The following is a 15,613-nucleotide window of genomic DNA, read 5'->3' on the forward strand; positions in this document are numbered from 1 at the left end:
CAATGCAAAACTCTGATCCGGCCTCGTTCGACGAGCTCGGCCTACGCCCCGAGCTGCTGTCGGCGATAGCCGAATCGGGCTATTCGGCGCCGTCGGCCATCCAGGCCCAGGCCATCCCACTGATCCTCGAAGGCAACGACCTGATCGGGCAGGCCGCAACCGGCACCGGCAAGACGGCCGCCTTCGCACTGCCGATTCTGCAGAATCTCGAGGGTCCCTCCGAGCCCAAGCGGCCGCTGGCCTTGGTGCTGGCACCCACCCGCGAGCTGGCAACCCAGGTGGCCGAAGCGGTCAAGACCTATGGCGCCGAGCTGCGCGTCCGTGTGGGCGAGCTGGTGGGCGGCGCCCACATCGGCGGACAGATCAAGTCGCTCGAACGTGGTGTCCACATCGCAGTTGGCACACCGGGCCGGGTGCTCGACCTGATGAACCGTGGCCACCTCGACCTGTCGATGGTGCGAACCGTCGTGCTCGACGAGGGCGACGAGATGCTCGACCTGGGGTTCGCCGAGGAACTCGATGCGATCCTCGACGCAACCCCAACCGAACGCCAGACCGTCTTGTTCTCGGCAACCATGCCACCGAAGATGGTCGACATCGCCGACCGCCATCTCGACCATCCCGTGTCGGTCAGCATCGAACGCAACACATCGGCCGACGCCAGCCTCATCAGGCATCGGCTGCACATGGTTCACCGCACCGACAAGGCTGCAGCCCTGTCACGGGTCTTGGCCGTCGAGAGCCCCACCGCCACGCTGGTGTTTTGCCGTACCCGCGACGAGGTCGACCAACTGGTCGAGGTTCTCGGCCAGCGCGGGCTGCGTGCACAGGCGTTGCACGGCGGCATGAGCCAAGAGCAGCGAACCATTGCGCTCGGCCGGTTGCGCAGCGAGGCAGCCGAACTCGTGGTGGCCACCGATGTGGCGGCCCGTGGCCTACACATCGATCACCTGAGCCACGTGGTCAACTTCGACGTCCCGACGTCGCCAGAGACCTTCGTCCACCGCATCGGACGGGTGGGGCGGGCCGGGCGCACGGGTACGGCCATCACGCTGGCGACCCCCGCCCAGAACCGGCTGATCGACCGCATCGTCGACGAGACCGGCATCCAGCTGCAACCCGAGCCCGTTCCGACGGCGGCCGATCTGCGCCGGGCGCGCGTCAGGCGCCTGGGAGCCGAAGTAACCCGCAGGGTGGGTCTCGACGACCCGCTGCAGGCCGAGTTGGCCGACATGGTCAGGTCGATGGCCGCCGACCACGACCCCATCGAGATAGCCGCGGCTGCGCTGGCCATGTCGCTTGCAGACAACGAGGACGACTCGCTCGACATCTCCGACGCAACCTCGCGCCGGCGCAAGGACACCGACCGCAAAGACCGCGGCGACCGCCCCAGAGGACCACGCACCAAGCCGACAGGCCCGATGGTGACGCTGAAGGTAGGCGGCGGCAAACACGTTGGCATCCGACCCAAGGATCTCGTCGGCTCGATCGCCGGCGAGACCGGGCTCAGCGGATCCGACATCGGCAACATCGCCATCATGCCCAAGTTCTCTTTGGTGGATGTTCCGGCCGAGCATGCCGACCGCGTCGTCACCACCATGAACGGTGCCACCATAAGGGGCAAGCAGCTCAGCTTCGCTCTCGATCGTCCGAAGGGAAAACACTCTGGAGGATCGACTCGCCCGTATGAACGTTCGCCGCAAGGACGCGCCACCCAGCGCAACAAGAAGCCTGGCGGACCCAGGCGCCGTGGTTAACAGCCTGGCGGACCCAGGCGCCGTGGTTAACAGCCTGGCGGCGGCGGGCGTGTCACACTCGCAGGGACGATTTGGACAGTGCGGAGCGCGACTCCGGTAGGCGAAGAGGCCGATCTTGAACGAGATTGACATCGACATCCACTCACAGTGGCTGAGCCAGGACGAACTGGAGACCGTTCGTGGTCGCGTGCCCATCGTCTACGTCGAGGCCGTCCCGGTTCGTCTGGACGAGCTTGGCCAGGTGACCCATATCGGCTTGCTGAGGCGCGCGATGCCCGACGGCACCATTTCGCTGGCGATCGTGTCTGGCCGGGTGTTGTGGGGCGAGACGATCCGCGAGGCGCTCATGCGCAACCTCGACAAAGACCTGGGGCCAGCCGCGTTCCCTCGACTGCCGGCCTCGCCCACACCTTTCACCGTGGCCGAGTACATGCCAGACCCCACCCAGACCGGTTTCCACGATCCGCGCCAACACGCTGTGTCGCTGGCCTACATCGTTCCGATAGAGGGACACTGCGAGCCATCGCAATCGGCCCTCGAGTTCTCGTGGGTCGATACCTCCGAAGCGGGCGGCATAGCGGTGTCGGCCGAGATGACCGGCGGCCAGGATCGCATCGTGCGACGAGCTCTGGGGTTTGTGGGGCGACTCCCCTGACGCAGAGGTTCGGGCCGAGACCAGTCCCGAACTTGCGACGCGCCAGCCGCTAGTTTTAGGGCGATGTTCGACGCCGCTTCCACCGGCGAACCCGGCCCGGTGCGACGACCCGACATCGAGGCGATGTTCGCCCGGTCGGCCGCCAACCTCGGTATTCCCGCGGCTCGATTTGCGGTGCGCACTGTCGAGGTTCCCAGCGCCGCAGACGAACTGCTGTGTCATCCGGCGGCTATTCGCGAGGCCCAGAGTTTTGCCCCCAAGCGGCGCGAGGGGTTCCTGGCGGGCCGTGCGTGTGCTCGAGCCGCCCTGCAACAGCTGACCGGCATCGATTCGCCCGTGCCGCGTTCGCTGGATCGTTCGCCGGCGTGGCCTGCGGGCATCACCGGCTCGATAACCCACACCGATGGGTTCATCGCTGCGGTTGTGGCCCATCGACGGGGCTTCGTCGTAGGAATCGATGCCGAACGGGTCGAGCGCACAGAGCGCGATGTATCGCGCCGAATCCTCACCGATGCCGAGGCCGAGTGGGTGGGCGCCTGCGCCGATCCGATGCTGGCGACGATGTCGGTGTTCAGCGCCCAAGAGGCGTTCTACAAGGCACAATTCCAGGTCACCAAGGCCTGGGTGGGGTTCCACGACGTCACCACGGTCGACGCCGGTGGCATGCTCGAACTGCACCCCCACACACAGCTCGAGGCCCTCGGCAACATCGTTTGGCCGGTTCGAGCCGCCCAGACGGTGTTGGATGGCGGCACGGGCGAACGCACGGTGGTTTCCGCCCTGGTAGCGCACCCGACCTGACCCTCGCACATTCGAGCCCCGGCGGGGGCTACAACACACGGGAGTTCCCGATGCACGACCTGGTCATCCGCAACGCCTTGCTGGTCGACGGGACGGGCGCGGAACCCGTCGATGGAGTCGACATCGCCGTCGACGGCGATCGCATCGTCGCTGTCGAATCGGGCCGAAGCGTCGGGTCGGCGAGGCGCCACATCGACGCCGACGGGCGCCTGGTGACGCCCGGCTTTGTCGACATTCACACCCACTACGACGGTCAGGCCACCTGGGACGCCCAGCTAGAGCCTTCTTCGCCTCATGGCGTCACCACGGTCGTCATGGGCAACTGTGGTGTCGGATTCGCACCGGCCGACCCGGCCAGGCATCAATGGCTGATCGAGTTGATGGAAGGTGTCGAGGACATCCCCGGAGCGGCTCTGGCCGAGGGGATGCAGTGGGAGTGGGAGAGCTTCCCCGAGTACCTCGACGCGCTCGATCGCCGCCGGTTTGCCGTGGACGTTTCCGCCTTGGTCGCGCACGGGCCCGTTCGTGCTTATGTGATGGGCGAACGGGGGGCTCGCAACGAGCCGGCCACCCCGGCCGAGATCGACCGCATGGCCCAGATCGTCGCCGAGGCCGTGCGCGCCGGCGCCAAGGGGTTTTCCACCAGCCGCACCATCGCCCACCGGGCCATGGACGGCGAACCGGTGCCCGGCACCTTTGCTGCCGAGGACGAACTGTTCGCCCTTGCGCGAGCCGTCGACTCGACCGGCAAAGGCCTGGTCGAGGTGGCTCCTGCCGGGGTCGCGGGCGAAGACATCGTTGCACCCGAACGTGAGATGGAATGGATGCTGCGACTGTCCAAGCAGATCAGCCGGCCCATCACATGGCTGATGCTCCAGAACCTCGCCGCTCCCGACGATTGGCGCCAGTTCATGAGCCTGTCGGCCCAGGCTCAAAGCGAAGGGCACCTGGTGATCCCCCAGGTTGCCGGCCGGCCCGTTGGTGTGTTGTTCGGCCTCCAAGGTCGCCATCGGTTCCGCGATTGTCCCTCGTTTGCTCCCCTGCTGGCTCTGGACCATCGGGCCCAGGCAGCGGCGATGCGCTCTGGGGAGTTGAGGGCCGCTCTCATCGCCGAAGCCGCACGAATGGAAGCTGCTGCAATCGCCGACAATCCGGTGGCTGCGCTGATGTTGCGGGCGTTCGACCGGCTGTACGTGCTGGGCGACCCCGTCGACTACGAACCGACCCAGGCCGACTCGATCGCAGCGCGGGCAGCGGCTCGGGGAGTCGACCCCGTAGACGAGTACTACGACCGCCTGCTCGATCGCGATGGCTCGGCCTTCATGCTGATGACGTTCCTGGGATACAGCCATGGCAACGGCGACGCGCTGTACGAGATGCTCAACCACCCGGCTGCCGTTCTGGGGCTGGCCGACGGTGGCGCCCACTCGAACTTCATCTGTGATGCGTCGACACCCACCTGGATGCTGACGCATTGGGCGCGCGACCGAACCCGAGGGCCGCGCCTCGAGCTGCCCTACGCGGTGAAGAAGATGACCTCTGACACCGCCAGACTGTTCGACTTCCACGACAGAGGCATCGTGGCGCCTGGAATGAAAGCCGATCTGAACGTCATCGACTTCGATGCACTGCGGCTGCACGAACCCAAGCTGGTGCACGACCTTCCTGCGGGTGGGTCGCGCCTGGTTCAGCCCGCGTCGGGATACGCCGCAACCATCGTCTCGGGGGTGGTCAGCCGAGCCGACGACGAGTTCACCGGCGAACTGCCCGGTCGCCTCGTGCGCAGTTGACCCGGCGCCGGGTAACCGTTCTCTAAATCGGCGCCTCACCGGCGCGCCAGGGCGTACCGTCTTTCGCTGTGGAAGAGGGCGCCCCGATACGCAACGGTCTCAAGCTGGTGGCCGGGTATGCGCGCGCCCACCCGTGGCCCCTCACCGTCGCCATCGTGGGCTCGGTCGTGTACGCCATCGGCTCGGTGCTGTCGGCCTCGGCTCTGGGCTGGGCCATGGACCATGCCCTCATCCCGCTCTACGAGGGGGGCACGGTCCAGATGTGGGCCGCCATCGCCCTGATATTGGGGGTTATGGTCGGCCGCACGGCCGGCGTCATAGTCAGGCGCTATTACGCCGGAATGACTGCGGCACGTTCAGTCGCCGACCTCCAGAAGGGTGTGGCAAGACGGCTGGTGCTGATGCCGCTGGACCGGGTTCGCAGCCAATCGCCCGGCGACCTCTTGGCTCGGATGGACGCCGACGCCCATGCCGCAGCCGATGTTCTTCATCCGCTGCCGTTCAGCATCGGGGTCGTCAGCATGTTGCTGTTCGCCACCGTCAGCCTGGCCTTCCTGGATCTCCCCCTGTTGCTTGCAACGGTCGGGCTGTTGCCCATCGTGGCGGGCACCAGCATCGCAAGCGCCACCCTTCTCGAGAAGCCCACCGGCGCCGAACGGGCGGCCAACGCCGCCATGACCGCGGCGGCCACCGAGATAATCGCAGGCAGCCAGGTGATAAAGACCTTGGGCCGCGAAGACGCAGAGATGGACCGCTTCGCGGCCCTGGTCGACGAGCACCGCAGGACCCGGGTGAAGGTGCGCACGTTTCACGCCTTCGTCGCCAACATCTTGAGCTTCGTGCCCGAGATGGCGATGGTGTTGATCGTGCTGGTCGGCAGCCAGCGGGTCACCAGCGGAGAGCTAGAGGCCGGCGGGCTGGTGCAGGCGGTGGCTCTGTTCGGCGTGCTCGCCTTCCCGCTTCAAGTAATCGGATTCTTCTTGAGCGACCTTCCGGTGTCGGTGGTCGGTCGCAGACGCGTCAACCAGATACTCGAAGAGCCCGACGACCCGCTGCGAGTCAGGTCGACGGCTGCCGCTCACGAGCACCTGCCTGCAGGGCCTCTGGAGGTGGTGTTTCGCGGTGTCCAGGTCGGCGAACCCGGCAGGCTGCGGCTGCGGGGCGTCGACCTGGCCGTCGCCGCAGGCGAGACCTTGGCCCTGGTGGGCCCGACCGCCGGCGGCAAGTCGACAGTGCTGGCCGCCGTTGCCCGACTCACCGACATCCACGCAGGCTCGGTCGAGATAGGTGGGGTGCCCATCGACTCGATCGACGACCAGGACCTGCGCACCAGGGTGACGTTGGCTTCTCAGCAGGCGATGCTGCAGACGGGCACCATCCTCGACAACGCCGACTTCGGGCGCGGCCGCGACCGAAGCGAAACCGAGCGCTCGCTCGAGGCGGCCGGTGCCCAAGATCTGGCCACCGATCTGCCGCACGGCTACGACACGGTCGTTGGCGAGAGGGGCGTCACCTTGTCGGGCGGTCAACGCCAACGGGTGGCGCTGGCCAGGGCCTTGGCCGGCGACCCCGGCCTGGTGTTGCTGGACGATGCCACATCGGCAGTGGACCCTGCCCTCGAAGAGCAGATCATCGCCAGGTTGGCTGCGCAGCCCACCACGGTGATCATGGTCACCCACCGTGTGGCGGCGATGGCCGCCGCCGACCGGGTCGCCCTGATGGTCGACGGCAGGATCGAAGCCTCGGGCACCCACGCCGAAATGCTCGGCAACGAAACCTATCGGCGCCTGGTCGAGGCCTACCGAGCCGCGGAGATCTCATGACCGACGAGACCTCACAGACCAGGCCCAGCGCCTTCGACATCATTCGCCAGGGCCTGGCGATGACACCAGAGTTCAGGCGCGTCATCTGGGCGATGATCGGCGCGGGCGTTCTGCTCGGCCTGGGCCGCATATCGGTGCCGATCCTGTTCCAGCGCATCATCGATCAGGGTCTGCTGACCGAAGACGGGATCGATCGCTCGACCCTGTATCGCCTGGCGGCTATCACCGCCGCCGTTGTGGTGGTGGTGTCGGCCATGTCGCTGATCACCGAACTGGTCATGGTGCGCGTCGCCGAACGTGCGCTGGCCAACCTGCGCACCGTTGTGCTGCGCCGGGCGCTGGACCTGTCGCTGGCCGAGCACGGCCAGGCCCGCCAGGGTGACCTGGTGTCGCGCACCACGGGCGACCTCGAGACCCTCACCAAGTTCCTCGACTGGGGCGCATGGAGTTGGCTGGTGGCTTCGACCATCGCTCTCACTGCTGCCATAGCGATGCTGGTCTACTCGTGGCTGCTGGCGATAGTGGCTCTGATCACGATGGCTGCGATGATTCCGCTGTTGAGGGCCATTCAGCGCCGTCAGCAGGTGGGCTACGGGGTGGTCCGCGACCGCACCGGCGACCTGCTCGGAGACTCGACCGAGGTCATCTCCGGCGCCGAGGTGGTGCGCGCCTTTGGCCGTCAACAAGACGCCATCGCCCGTATCGACACCGACATCGATGCCGCGTACGAAGCACAGGTTCGGGTCAATCGGCCCAGCTCGTTGCTGTTCACCATCTCCGATGTGTTCGGCACACTCGCGGTGTCGGCGGTGCTGCTGGTGGTCGTGTGGCTCGGGGTTGCCGACGCTCCCGAGCTGGGAACCGTCGTGGCCATGCTGTTCTTGATCCAGATCATCTTGACCCCGGTCGCCGAACTGACCGAGGTCATCGACCAGACTTCGCTGGCCTTGGCGGGCTGGAACCGCGCAATCGAGCTGGCCTCGCGCCCCCAGGCTCTCCCCGACCCGACCGATCCGGTGCCCGTTCCTCACGGTCCCCTCTCGGTCGAACTCGACCAAGTCACCTTCGCCTACGACGAACACACCGTCATCTCCGAAGTGTCTGTCTCCATCGCCCCTGGAACGGCCGTAGCACTGGTCGGTTCGACCGGATCGGGAAAGACCACCCTGGCCCGTCTGCTGTGCCGCCTCGCCGACCCCGTCGAGGGTGCCGTCAGGCTGGGCGGCGTAGACCTGCGCAACATGTCTGGACCAGACCGCCGCCGGGCTGTTCGAATGGTTCCCCAAGACGGCTTCTTGTTCGCCACAACCGTTCTGGACAACATCTTGCGAGGCCGGGCTGGTGCCACACGAGCCGACGCCGAAGCTGCGATCGAGACGCTGGGGTTGGGCGACTGGATCGCCGGCCTGCCACAAGGACTCGACACCCAGGTGGCCGCCGGCGGTGACGGCCTGTCGGAGGGCGAGCGTCAACTGGTGGCGATTGTGCGCGCTGCTCTGGCCGACCCGGGCCTGTTGATCCTCGACGAGGCCACCTCATCGCTCGACCCGTCGACAGAGCTGGCGATGAGCCGGGCCCTCGAACACATTCAGCGAGGCCGAACCACCGTGACGGTTGCCCACCGCCTCTCGACCGCGGAACGCGCAGATCTGGTCGTGTTGCTTGATCATGGACGCTTGCTGGAGGTGGGTTCGCACCAGGAGCTCATGTCCAAAGGTGGTGCCTATGCGGCCCTACACGCCGCCTGGACCCGCGGCGTGGCGACCTGACGATTGGGTGTAGTGGCAGCGCCATGGGCCACAATTGGCGCCATGGCCTACATCGAAGGACGCGTAGTTCACGACGCCGACGCCCACATCATGGAAACCCCCGACTGGGTCCGCCAACACGCCGATCCGTCGATCCGTGAACTCATCAAGCTGCCCGGCTACACCAACGAGCTGCGCCAGACCGGCGACAACGACGAACAGCTCGCCAACATCGCGGCGGCGTTCGACAAGATCGTTCAAAAGCACCGGTCAGACGAGTATCGAGCCAAGTTCGACGAAGAGGTCATGCACCTCAAGAACTTCGCCGGGCCTGGCACCTTCATCGCCGAAGACCGGCCCGCTGTGCTGGATGCGATCGGTGTCAGCTCGCAGCTGGTGTTCAACACCTTCCACAACCGGGCGTTGCGAGACTGGGAACACTCGGAAAACCTCGAGCTCGCGTACGGGGGCGCCCGCGCGCACAACCGGGCCATGGCCGAGTTCTGTGGGGTCGACCGACGCCTGCTCTCGACGTTGTATGTGCCTCTGGCCGACTTCGACCTCGCCGCAGAAATGGCGGGCGAGTGCATAGAGATGGGCGCGGGCGCACTGCTGATCCAGTCCGGCTGCCCGGCAGGCCACTCGCCCAGCCACCGCGGACTCGACCGGGTGTGGGCGCAGGCCCAGGAAGCCGGCATACCGGTGGTGTTCCACGTCGGCGGCACCGACGACCTGCTCGATGCCAACTACTTCAACAACGGCCTGCCCATCCCACCCGATTTCCACGGCGGCGACGAGAACTTCCGCTCGGTCGACTACATGGCCATCCCCCACCAGATCGAAACCACCCTGGCCACCCTGATCTTCGACGGCGTGCTCGAGCGGTTCCCGAACCTCAAATGGGGCGTCATAGAGCAGGGCTGCTCGTGGGTGCCGTCGTGGATCAAGTACATGGAGTCGGCGTTCGAGGCCTTCCACCGCCACGAGGATCGGCTGCAGGCGCTGTCGCTTCGCCCCACCGAGTACGTGGAACGCCAGGTGCGGGTGACGCCCTACCCCACCGAGGACGTCGGCTGGGTCACCGATCAGATCGGCCCCGACATCTTGATGTTCAACACCGACTATCCCCACGTCGAAGGCGGCCGGCGTCCCTACGAGAGGTTTGAGAAGAGTCTTGGCGATCGCTCGGAAGAGATCCGCGAGAAGTTCTACAGCCTGAACATGCTCGACCTGATGGGCAACGCCCTGGCCCCGGTGGGCTGACACGGTCCGCGGTGTGAGACGCGACCGCGTACGCACCCTGATGTTGGGGCTGGCGGTGGTTCGATCATCGCCGGTTCGGCCGTGGTTTCGATCGATGGTCGGATCATCTCGTTGGAAGCCGCCAACAGCTTCGGTCGCCTGACATGTCGACTGAGCTGGAAGGCCGGGTTCGAGGGTGTCGAGATCAGCATCACACCGGCCGCCCAGCAGGCCTGACATCGGCGCTGGGCACCGCCTGTGTGCCTTCAGGGTCCTCTCAGGTTGGGGTCGCTACCTTCGACGATCATGCTCACCCAAACCAAGCCAACGACCTGGCGCGATCAGTTGACCAAGCTCGGCCGAGCGATGGTCGGTTCGGTCGGTGACTGGACGCCCCGCCTGCCGAAGTTCACATCGCTGCGACCTTCGATGTCGTGGATCGGGCCGTTGGCCATGCTGGCATCGACGCTTGTGGGATGGTTCGCGTTCTCAGGCGCGCAGGGCGAACACGGCAGCTCGGTGGCCTTCGGGTTGTTCATCGGTTCGGTTTCGATCGTGTTGATGGCCTGGAGCTTCGTGCTGGCGGTACGCATCCGCCTGCTGGAGCCCCTGTTCGGCGGCCTCGATCGCATGTACAAGGCCCACCGATGGGCCGGTACCGCTGCGGTGGTGGCGATGTTCCTGCACACCCAGGTCGACGCCGAGATCGAAGGCGGAATTCGCGGTGCATCGAAGGCTCTGGCGAACTCGGCTGAGGACCTGGCTAGCGTGGCCCAATATCTGCTCTACGCCCTGGTCGGCATCAGCTTGCTGAGGGTCATCCCGTACCGCTGGTGGCGCCAAACGCACAAGCTGTTGGGAATACCGTTCCTGTTTGCCTCGGCCCACTTCTTCACGGCCCAGAAGCCCTATGCCAACAGCTCTGGTTGGGGTCGCTACTTCGCCGTCGTGATGATTGCAGGAGCCCTCGCTTGGATCTGGAGGGTGGTGGGGCGCGACGGCATCGCACGCGGCAGCCGGTATCGCGTCGTCTCGCAGCAGGTCAGCGGCTCTACGACCGAGTTGACGTTGGCCCCCCAGGGTCGTCGGATCGAGTTTCGGCCTGGCCAGTTCGCCTCGGTCAAGATCGCGGCGCGCACCATGGCCGAGCCCCACATGTTCAGCATCGCGTCGTCGCCCGACGACGATCAGCTGGTGTTTCACATCCGGGCGCTCGGCGACTGGAGCGATCGGCTGCTGCACACCGACGTGGTCGGCGAGACGGTTTGGGTCGAGGGCCCATACGGTCGGTTCAGGCCGCTGCCCGACAACGACAGCGCCGGCATCGTGTGGGTTGCCGGCGGCGTCGGCATCACGCCGTTCCTTTCGGCCGTCGCGTCGCTGAAGCCCGGCGACATTCGACCCCTGCTGATCTATTGCGTTCGCAACCCCGACGACGCCGTGGGCATCGACCAGCTCGAGCACGCCGCCGCCCAAGGGCTGATACGACTGGAGCTGTTCGTGTCGAGCCACCGCGGCAGGCTCGACTCCGAGGTCCTGGCCGGCATGGTCGGTGGGTCGCTGGAAGGTACCCACGTCGCCGTCTGCGGCCCGCAAGGGCTGATCGACACGGTCGAGTCGACCGCCCACACCATGGGCGCAGCGTCGATCGCCACCGAAGACTTCGACATCAGATCGGGCGTTGGCCCGGAGGTGTCGCGCGAGTTCGCCCAGTTGGTTGACGCCGTCGGGTCGCCGAGGCGTCCGTACACTCCAGGGCATGACGAATGACGCGTCGCTCGAGCTGAAGCCACTGGACACCTTTGCCGGCCGCAGCGGACCGGTGCTGGTCGTCATCGCAGACGGTGTCGGTATGGCCCCGCCTGGCCCGATGAACGCTGTGACCGAGGCCGCCACACCCACCATCGACTCAATGGTCGATTCCCGCCTTTACACCACCTTGCTGGCGCACGGCCCGGCGGTTGGTCTGCCCTCAGACGACGACATGGGCAACAGCGAGGTCGGGCACAATGCGTTGGGCGCTGGTCGAATCTTCGCCCAGGGCGCCAAGCTGGTGAACCAGGCGATTCGCTCGGGCGCCATCTTCGAATCCGACGTCTGGAACCAGGCGATCGAGCGGTCGAAGGGTTCGACCCTGCACCTGCTGGGCCTTCACTCCGACGGCAACGTCCACAGCAACAATGCTCACCTGTACGCGCTCATGCGCAGGGCGGTGGCAGAGGGGGTGGGCCGCATCAGGGTTCACATCCTGCTCGATGGCCGCGACGTGCCTCCAAGGTCTGCCTTGCCGTTCATCGCCCAGACAGAAGAGGTCATCGCCGAACTCGCCTCCGAAGGTGCCGATGTGGCCATCGCGTCGGGCGGCGGCCGAATGAAGATCACCATGGACCGCTACAACGCCGATTGGGGCATGGTCGAACGCGGCTACATGTGCCACACCCACGGCGTCGGCCGCAGGTTCGAGAGCGCCTCCCAGGCAGTCGAGACCATGTACTCGGAGACCGACGCGGGCGACCAATACCTCAACCCGTTCGTCATCGCCGACGGGTCGGGTCAGCCGGTGGGCACCATGCACGACGGCGATGTCGTGATCTTGTACAACTTCCGCGGCGACCGGGCCATCGAGATCAGCCAGGCGTACGAAGACCCGGGGTTTGCACACTTCGATCGCGGCGATCATCCCGACGTGTACTTCGCCGGGATGCTGCAATACGACGGCGATCTGCTGGTTCCCACCAACTATCTGGTGGCGCCGCCGTCGATCGACCGAACGCTCGGCGAATACCTGTGCGCCAGCGGTATCGCCAGCTTCGCTGTCAGCGAGACGCAGAAGTTCGGCCACGTCACCTACTTCTGGAACGGCAACCGCAGCGGCTATTTCGACGAGCAACTCGAGACCTATGTCGAGATCCCGTCCGACAACATCGAGTTCAACCAGGCCCCGGCGATGAAGGCTCGTGAGATCACCGAGGCGACCATCGAGTTGCTCAGGTCGGGCCGCTACCGCATGGGGCGGATCAACTTTCCCAACGGCGACATGGTCGGTCACACCGGCGACCTCAAAGCGACCATAGACGCCATGCAGGTGCTGGACGACTGCATCGAGAAGTTGATCGAAGCCGTCGACGAGGTCGGTGGCATCATGATTTTTCACCGCCGACCACGGCAACGCCGACATCATGTACACCGAGTCTTCCGACGGTGAGATCGTTCCGAAGACCAGCCACACGCTGAGCCCCGTGCCCTTCGCCATCCACGACGGGGCATACCAGGGCGAGTACCACATGGCACCACCGCCCGCTGCCGGGCTGGCCAACGTAGCGGCGACTGTCTTGAACCTGATGGGCTATGAGGCCCCCGACGACTACGAGCCCAGCGTCGTGACCTTCGGCTGACGGCCGACATCAAACCCGCGTAGCTAATTGGGTGCTGCCTTCAAGAACCCATACCAATCGACCGATTGGATCTCACGATCACAGCAACCGCCGTGATCGGACGATGCATCGGGAGACGCTCGACGATGTCGAGAGAGCGCACGAGATCGAGAAAGCCGGCTGCCCTGGCGCTGTCGGCCGCGCTCGTGGCCGCGACGACGACGGCGTGGCTGGCGGTACGCGAGTCGGCCGAGGAGCGTCGTGTGGCGGTAGCCGCGCTGGATGTGCAGCTGGCGACCACCCATCTGACCTCGTCAGACTCGATCGCCGACGACCACCCTCACGACTTGGCCCACCTGAGCAACGAGATTGCCACCGTCGACGCCAAACTCGACGTCGCTCTGCACTCGCTCGACGGCCGTGAACAGGCCTTGGCGCGAGCCGACGCCGAAGAGCTTCTGACAACCGCGCGCCAGGTCGTTGCTGGAGCTTTGCCCGAAACCGAACTGGGGAGCGAGTCTCACAGCCAGCTTCAGAACCTGCTGGCGACGGCATCCGGGCGGGCCCAGGAACACTCGGATCACGCGATGAGTATCGCCGGGGTCGCCGGAGCCACGGCGATGATCTGCTGCATGGCGCTCATCTGGCTCTTCGCTTCGGGGCGCAGGCATGCCACGTTCCGCGACCGCATGGTCGAAGCCCAACAAGACCACCAGCGACAGATACTGGCCCTCTTGGACAACACACCCGACGCAGTCCTGGCCGTTGCCGCAGACGGATCCGTCGTCTACTCGTCGGCGGCAGCCAAGAAGCTCATCGGCGACCGGGAACAGGCCGTGGTCGCCGATCTGTACGCGCGTTGGTCGATGGTGACCAAGCCCAGGCCTTTGCGCGACACGTCGATCAGGCCATCAACCCCGGCCAACACCAGACATTCTCTATCAACGCGGTCGACGGCACGCTCGCCGACTTTCAGCTGAGGGTGTCGGTGCTGGAAGACCCTACGCGGCCACTGCGGGTGGTCACCCTGCGCGACGTCACATCGGAGCTGCGGTACAAGTCCGAGCTCAGGCGCCAAGCTCGAGTCGACGTCCTGACAGGGCTGCCGAACCGGCGGATGCTCGAGCCGGCCATCTCACGAGCCCAGCGAGTAGCGATCGAGTCAGCCGCCGAAGGCCACGAGGCATGCCCCCACACACTGGCGATGATCGACCTCGATGGCTTCAAGGAGATCAACGACACACTGGGCCACTCGGTGGGTGACAAGGTCCTGACGATCGCGGCTCGGCGCCTGGCCTCCGCTGTCGGTGAATCGGGGTTTGTACTGCGCCTGGGCGGTGACGAGTTCGCAGTTGTGGTCCCCAAGGTCTGCGACATCGGCGCTCTGGAGGCCTTTGCGCAGCGGGTGATTTCGGCAATAGCCGAGCCGATCGCCATCGCCCACCGACACGAAACCGTTCGTACCAGCATCGGATTCGCCACCTCCACCGAGCTGCTCGCCCTCGAAGAACTACTGCGCCGAGCAGACCTGGCTCTTTACGAAGCGAAACGCTCTGGCGGTGGCACCTGGCGATTGTTCGACGACACAATGGCCAGGCGAGCCGAGGAAACCACCGCCATGTCGCGGGCACTGCGCGACGCCGACCACGCCAATGAGTTCCGCCTCGTCTACCAGCCCGTCGTCAGGGCCGACACAACCGAGGTCGAGTTCTACGAGGCTTTGCTTCGGTGGAACAGCCCCGACCTGGGCGAGGTCGGGCCCGACAGGTTCATCCCCGTGGCCGAAACCACCGGCGACATCGTGGCCATCGGCTGGTGGGTGATCGAAGAGGCCTGCCGCCAGGTCAGGTCGTGGCGCGACGTCGGTATGGATCCAGACCTCACGGTTTCGGTGAACGTGTCGCCGGTGCAGCTCGAAGAGCCCGACTTCTCGGACAGGGTGCTCGAGCTGGTCTCGGCATGGGGTGTCGAGCCGAGTTCGCTGATCATCGAGGTCACCGAGTCGGGTTTGGTCGGCCAGTCGGGTCCTCCGCTCGACCACCTCCGGCGACTGCGTGAAGCCGGCTGCCGAGTTGCCATCGACGACTTCGGTTCGGGGTACTCGAACCTGGGCCAGATGCTCGGGCTGCCCCTGGACATCATCAAGGTCGACCGCCTCCTGATCGACCAGCTGACCAGCATGCGGGTTCAGATGGGCGGTGACCCGGCCCAACCCTGCACGATCATGGAAGCGGTGGTTCAGATCGCCAGCGCGTTGCAGGCCCCGGTGGTAGCCGAAGGTGTCGAGGATGCCGTTCAGCGCCATTCGCTGTACGAGTCCGGGGTCACCCTGTTGCAGGGCTTCGCGTTCTCGCGCCCGGTGCCTCCCGACGAGATCGTGGCCATGGCCGGTTGCCCCACGGCAGAGTCGTACGTCTGAGGCG

General features: G+C 65.9%; 13 protein-coding genes. All 13 read left to right on the top strand.

Going from position 1 to position 15,613, the window contains the following annotated elements:
• Window positions 1-2: 2 nt before the first annotated feature.
• Entirely contained in the window at window positions 3-1,757 is a 1,755-nt protein-coding gene (locus R2770_07020) for a DEAD/DEAH box helicase (GenBank protein ID MEZ5280207.1), read from the top strand.
• 115 nt (window positions 1,758-1,872) lie between these two features.
• Window positions 1,873-2,412, top strand: coding sequence for a DUF4916 domain-containing protein (locus R2770_07025; GenBank protein ID MEZ5280208.1), 540 nt, complete (start codon window positions 1,873-1,875; stop codon window positions 2,410-2,412).
• A gap of 63 nt (window positions 2,413-2,475) precedes the next feature.
• On the top strand, window positions 2,476-3,213 hold the full coding sequence (locus R2770_07030) for a 4'-phosphopantetheinyl transferase superfamily protein (GenBank protein ID MEZ5280209.1): 738 nt from the start codon (window positions 2,476-2,478) through the stop codon (window positions 3,211-3,213).
• A gap of 50 nt (window positions 3,214-3,263) precedes the next feature.
• Complete coding sequence (locus tag R2770_07035; GenBank protein MEZ5280210.1) at window positions 3,264-5,003, top strand: amidohydrolase family protein; 1,740 nt, start codon at window positions 3,264-3,266, stop codon at window positions 5,001-5,003.
• 68 nt (window positions 5,004-5,071) lie between these two features.
• A complete protein-coding gene (locus R2770_07040; protein ID MEZ5280211.1) occupies window positions 5,072-6,826 on the top strand; it encodes an ABC transporter ATP-binding protein in 1,755 nt (584 codons plus the stop codon).
• Window positions 6,823-8,595, top strand: a complete 1,773-nt coding sequence (locus tag R2770_07045; GenBank protein ID MEZ5280212.1) for an ABC transporter ATP-binding protein — start codon at window positions 6,823-6,825, stop codon at window positions 8,593-8,595. The genes R2770_07040 and R2770_07045 overlap by 4 nt, the downstream gene beginning before the upstream one ends.
• Before the next feature lie 42 nt (window positions 8,596-8,637).
• Window positions 8,638-9,837 (top strand): amidohydrolase family protein, encoded by a 1,200-nt coding sequence (locus R2770_07050; protein ID MEZ5280213.1) that lies wholly within the window; start codon window positions 8,638-8,640, stop codon window positions 9,835-9,837.
• An 81-nt stretch (window positions 9,838-9,918) separates the two neighbouring features.
• On the top strand, window positions 9,919-10,053 hold the full coding sequence (locus R2770_07055) for a hypothetical protein (protein ID MEZ5280214.1): 135 nt from the start codon (window positions 9,919-9,921) through the stop codon (window positions 10,051-10,053).
• A 69-nt stretch (window positions 10,054-10,122) separates the two neighbouring features.
• Window positions 10,123-11,586 carry a ferredoxin reductase family protein gene (locus tag R2770_07060; GenBank protein MEZ5280215.1) on the top strand — a complete coding sequence of 488 codons (1,464 nt, stop codon included), beginning with the start codon at window positions 10,123-10,125 and terminating at the stop codon, window positions 11,584-11,586.
• Window positions 11,576-13,021 (top strand): 2,3-bisphosphoglycerate-independent phosphoglycerate mutase, encoded by a 1,446-nt coding sequence (gene gpmI / locus R2770_07065; protein MEZ5280216.1) that lies wholly within the window; start codon window positions 11,576-11,578, stop codon window positions 13,019-13,021. The genes R2770_07060 and gpmI overlap by 11 nt, the downstream gene beginning before the upstream one ends.
• Window positions 12,996-13,211: a hypothetical protein gene (locus R2770_07070; protein MEZ5280217.1), complete on the top strand. Its 216-nt coding sequence runs from the start codon at window positions 12,996-12,998 to the stop codon at window positions 13,209-13,211. The genes gpmI and R2770_07070 overlap by 26 nt, the downstream gene beginning before the upstream one ends.
• Before the next feature lie 125 nt (window positions 13,212-13,336).
• The gene (locus tag R2770_07075) at window positions 13,337-14,170 is read left to right on the top strand and encodes a hypothetical protein (protein ID MEZ5280218.1); all 834 of its coding nucleotides are present in this window, start codon (window positions 13,337-13,339) and stop codon (window positions 14,168-14,170) included.
• A gap of 38 nt (window positions 14,171-14,208) precedes the next feature.
• Window positions 14,209-15,609 carry a bifunctional diguanylate cyclase/phosphodiesterase gene (locus R2770_07080; protein MEZ5280219.1) on the top strand — a complete coding sequence of 467 codons (1,401 nt, stop codon included), beginning with the start codon at window positions 14,209-14,211 and terminating at the stop codon, window positions 15,607-15,609.
• Window positions 15,610-15,613 lie beyond the last annotated feature (4 nt).

The organism is Acidimicrobiales bacterium, from assembly GCA_041394185.1.
GTDB lineage: Bacteria > Actinomycetota > Acidimicrobiia > Acidimicrobiales > Poriferisodalaceae > JAAETH01.

Bases quoted from the DNA above. Each gene is read 5' to 3' on its own strand.
- R2770_07020 (MEZ5280207.1), top strand. From the start codon at position 3: ATGCAAAACTCTGATCCGGCCTCGTTCGACGAGCTCGGCCTACGCCCC.
- R2770_07060 (MEZ5280215.1), top strand. From the start codon at position 10,123: ATGCTCACCCAAACCAAGCCAACGACCTGGCGCGATCAGTTGACCAAG.
- R2770_07045 (MEZ5280212.1), top strand. From the start codon at position 6,823: ATGACCGACGAGACCTCACAGACCAGGCCCAGCGCCTTCGACATCATT.
- gpmI (MEZ5280216.1), top strand. From the start codon at position 11,576: ATGACGAATGACGCGTCGCTCGAGCTGAAGCCACTGGACACCTTTGCC.
- R2770_07075 (MEZ5280218.1), top strand. From the start codon at position 13,337: ATGTCGAGAGAGCGCACGAGATCGAGAAAGCCGGCTGCCCTGGCGCTG.
- R2770_07030 (MEZ5280209.1), top strand. From the start codon at position 2,476: ATGTTCGACGCCGCTTCCACCGGCGAACCCGGCCCGGTGCGACGACCC.
- R2770_07070 (MEZ5280217.1), top strand. From the start codon at position 12,996: ATGTACACCGAGTCTTCCGACGGTGAGATCGTTCCGAAGACCAGCCAC.
- R2770_07035 (MEZ5280210.1), top strand. From the start codon at position 3,264: ATGCACGACCTGGTCATCCGCAACGCCTTGCTGGTCGACGGGACGGGC.
- R2770_07050 (MEZ5280213.1), top strand. From the start codon at position 8,638: ATGGCCTACATCGAAGGACGCGTAGTTCACGACGCCGACGCCCACATC.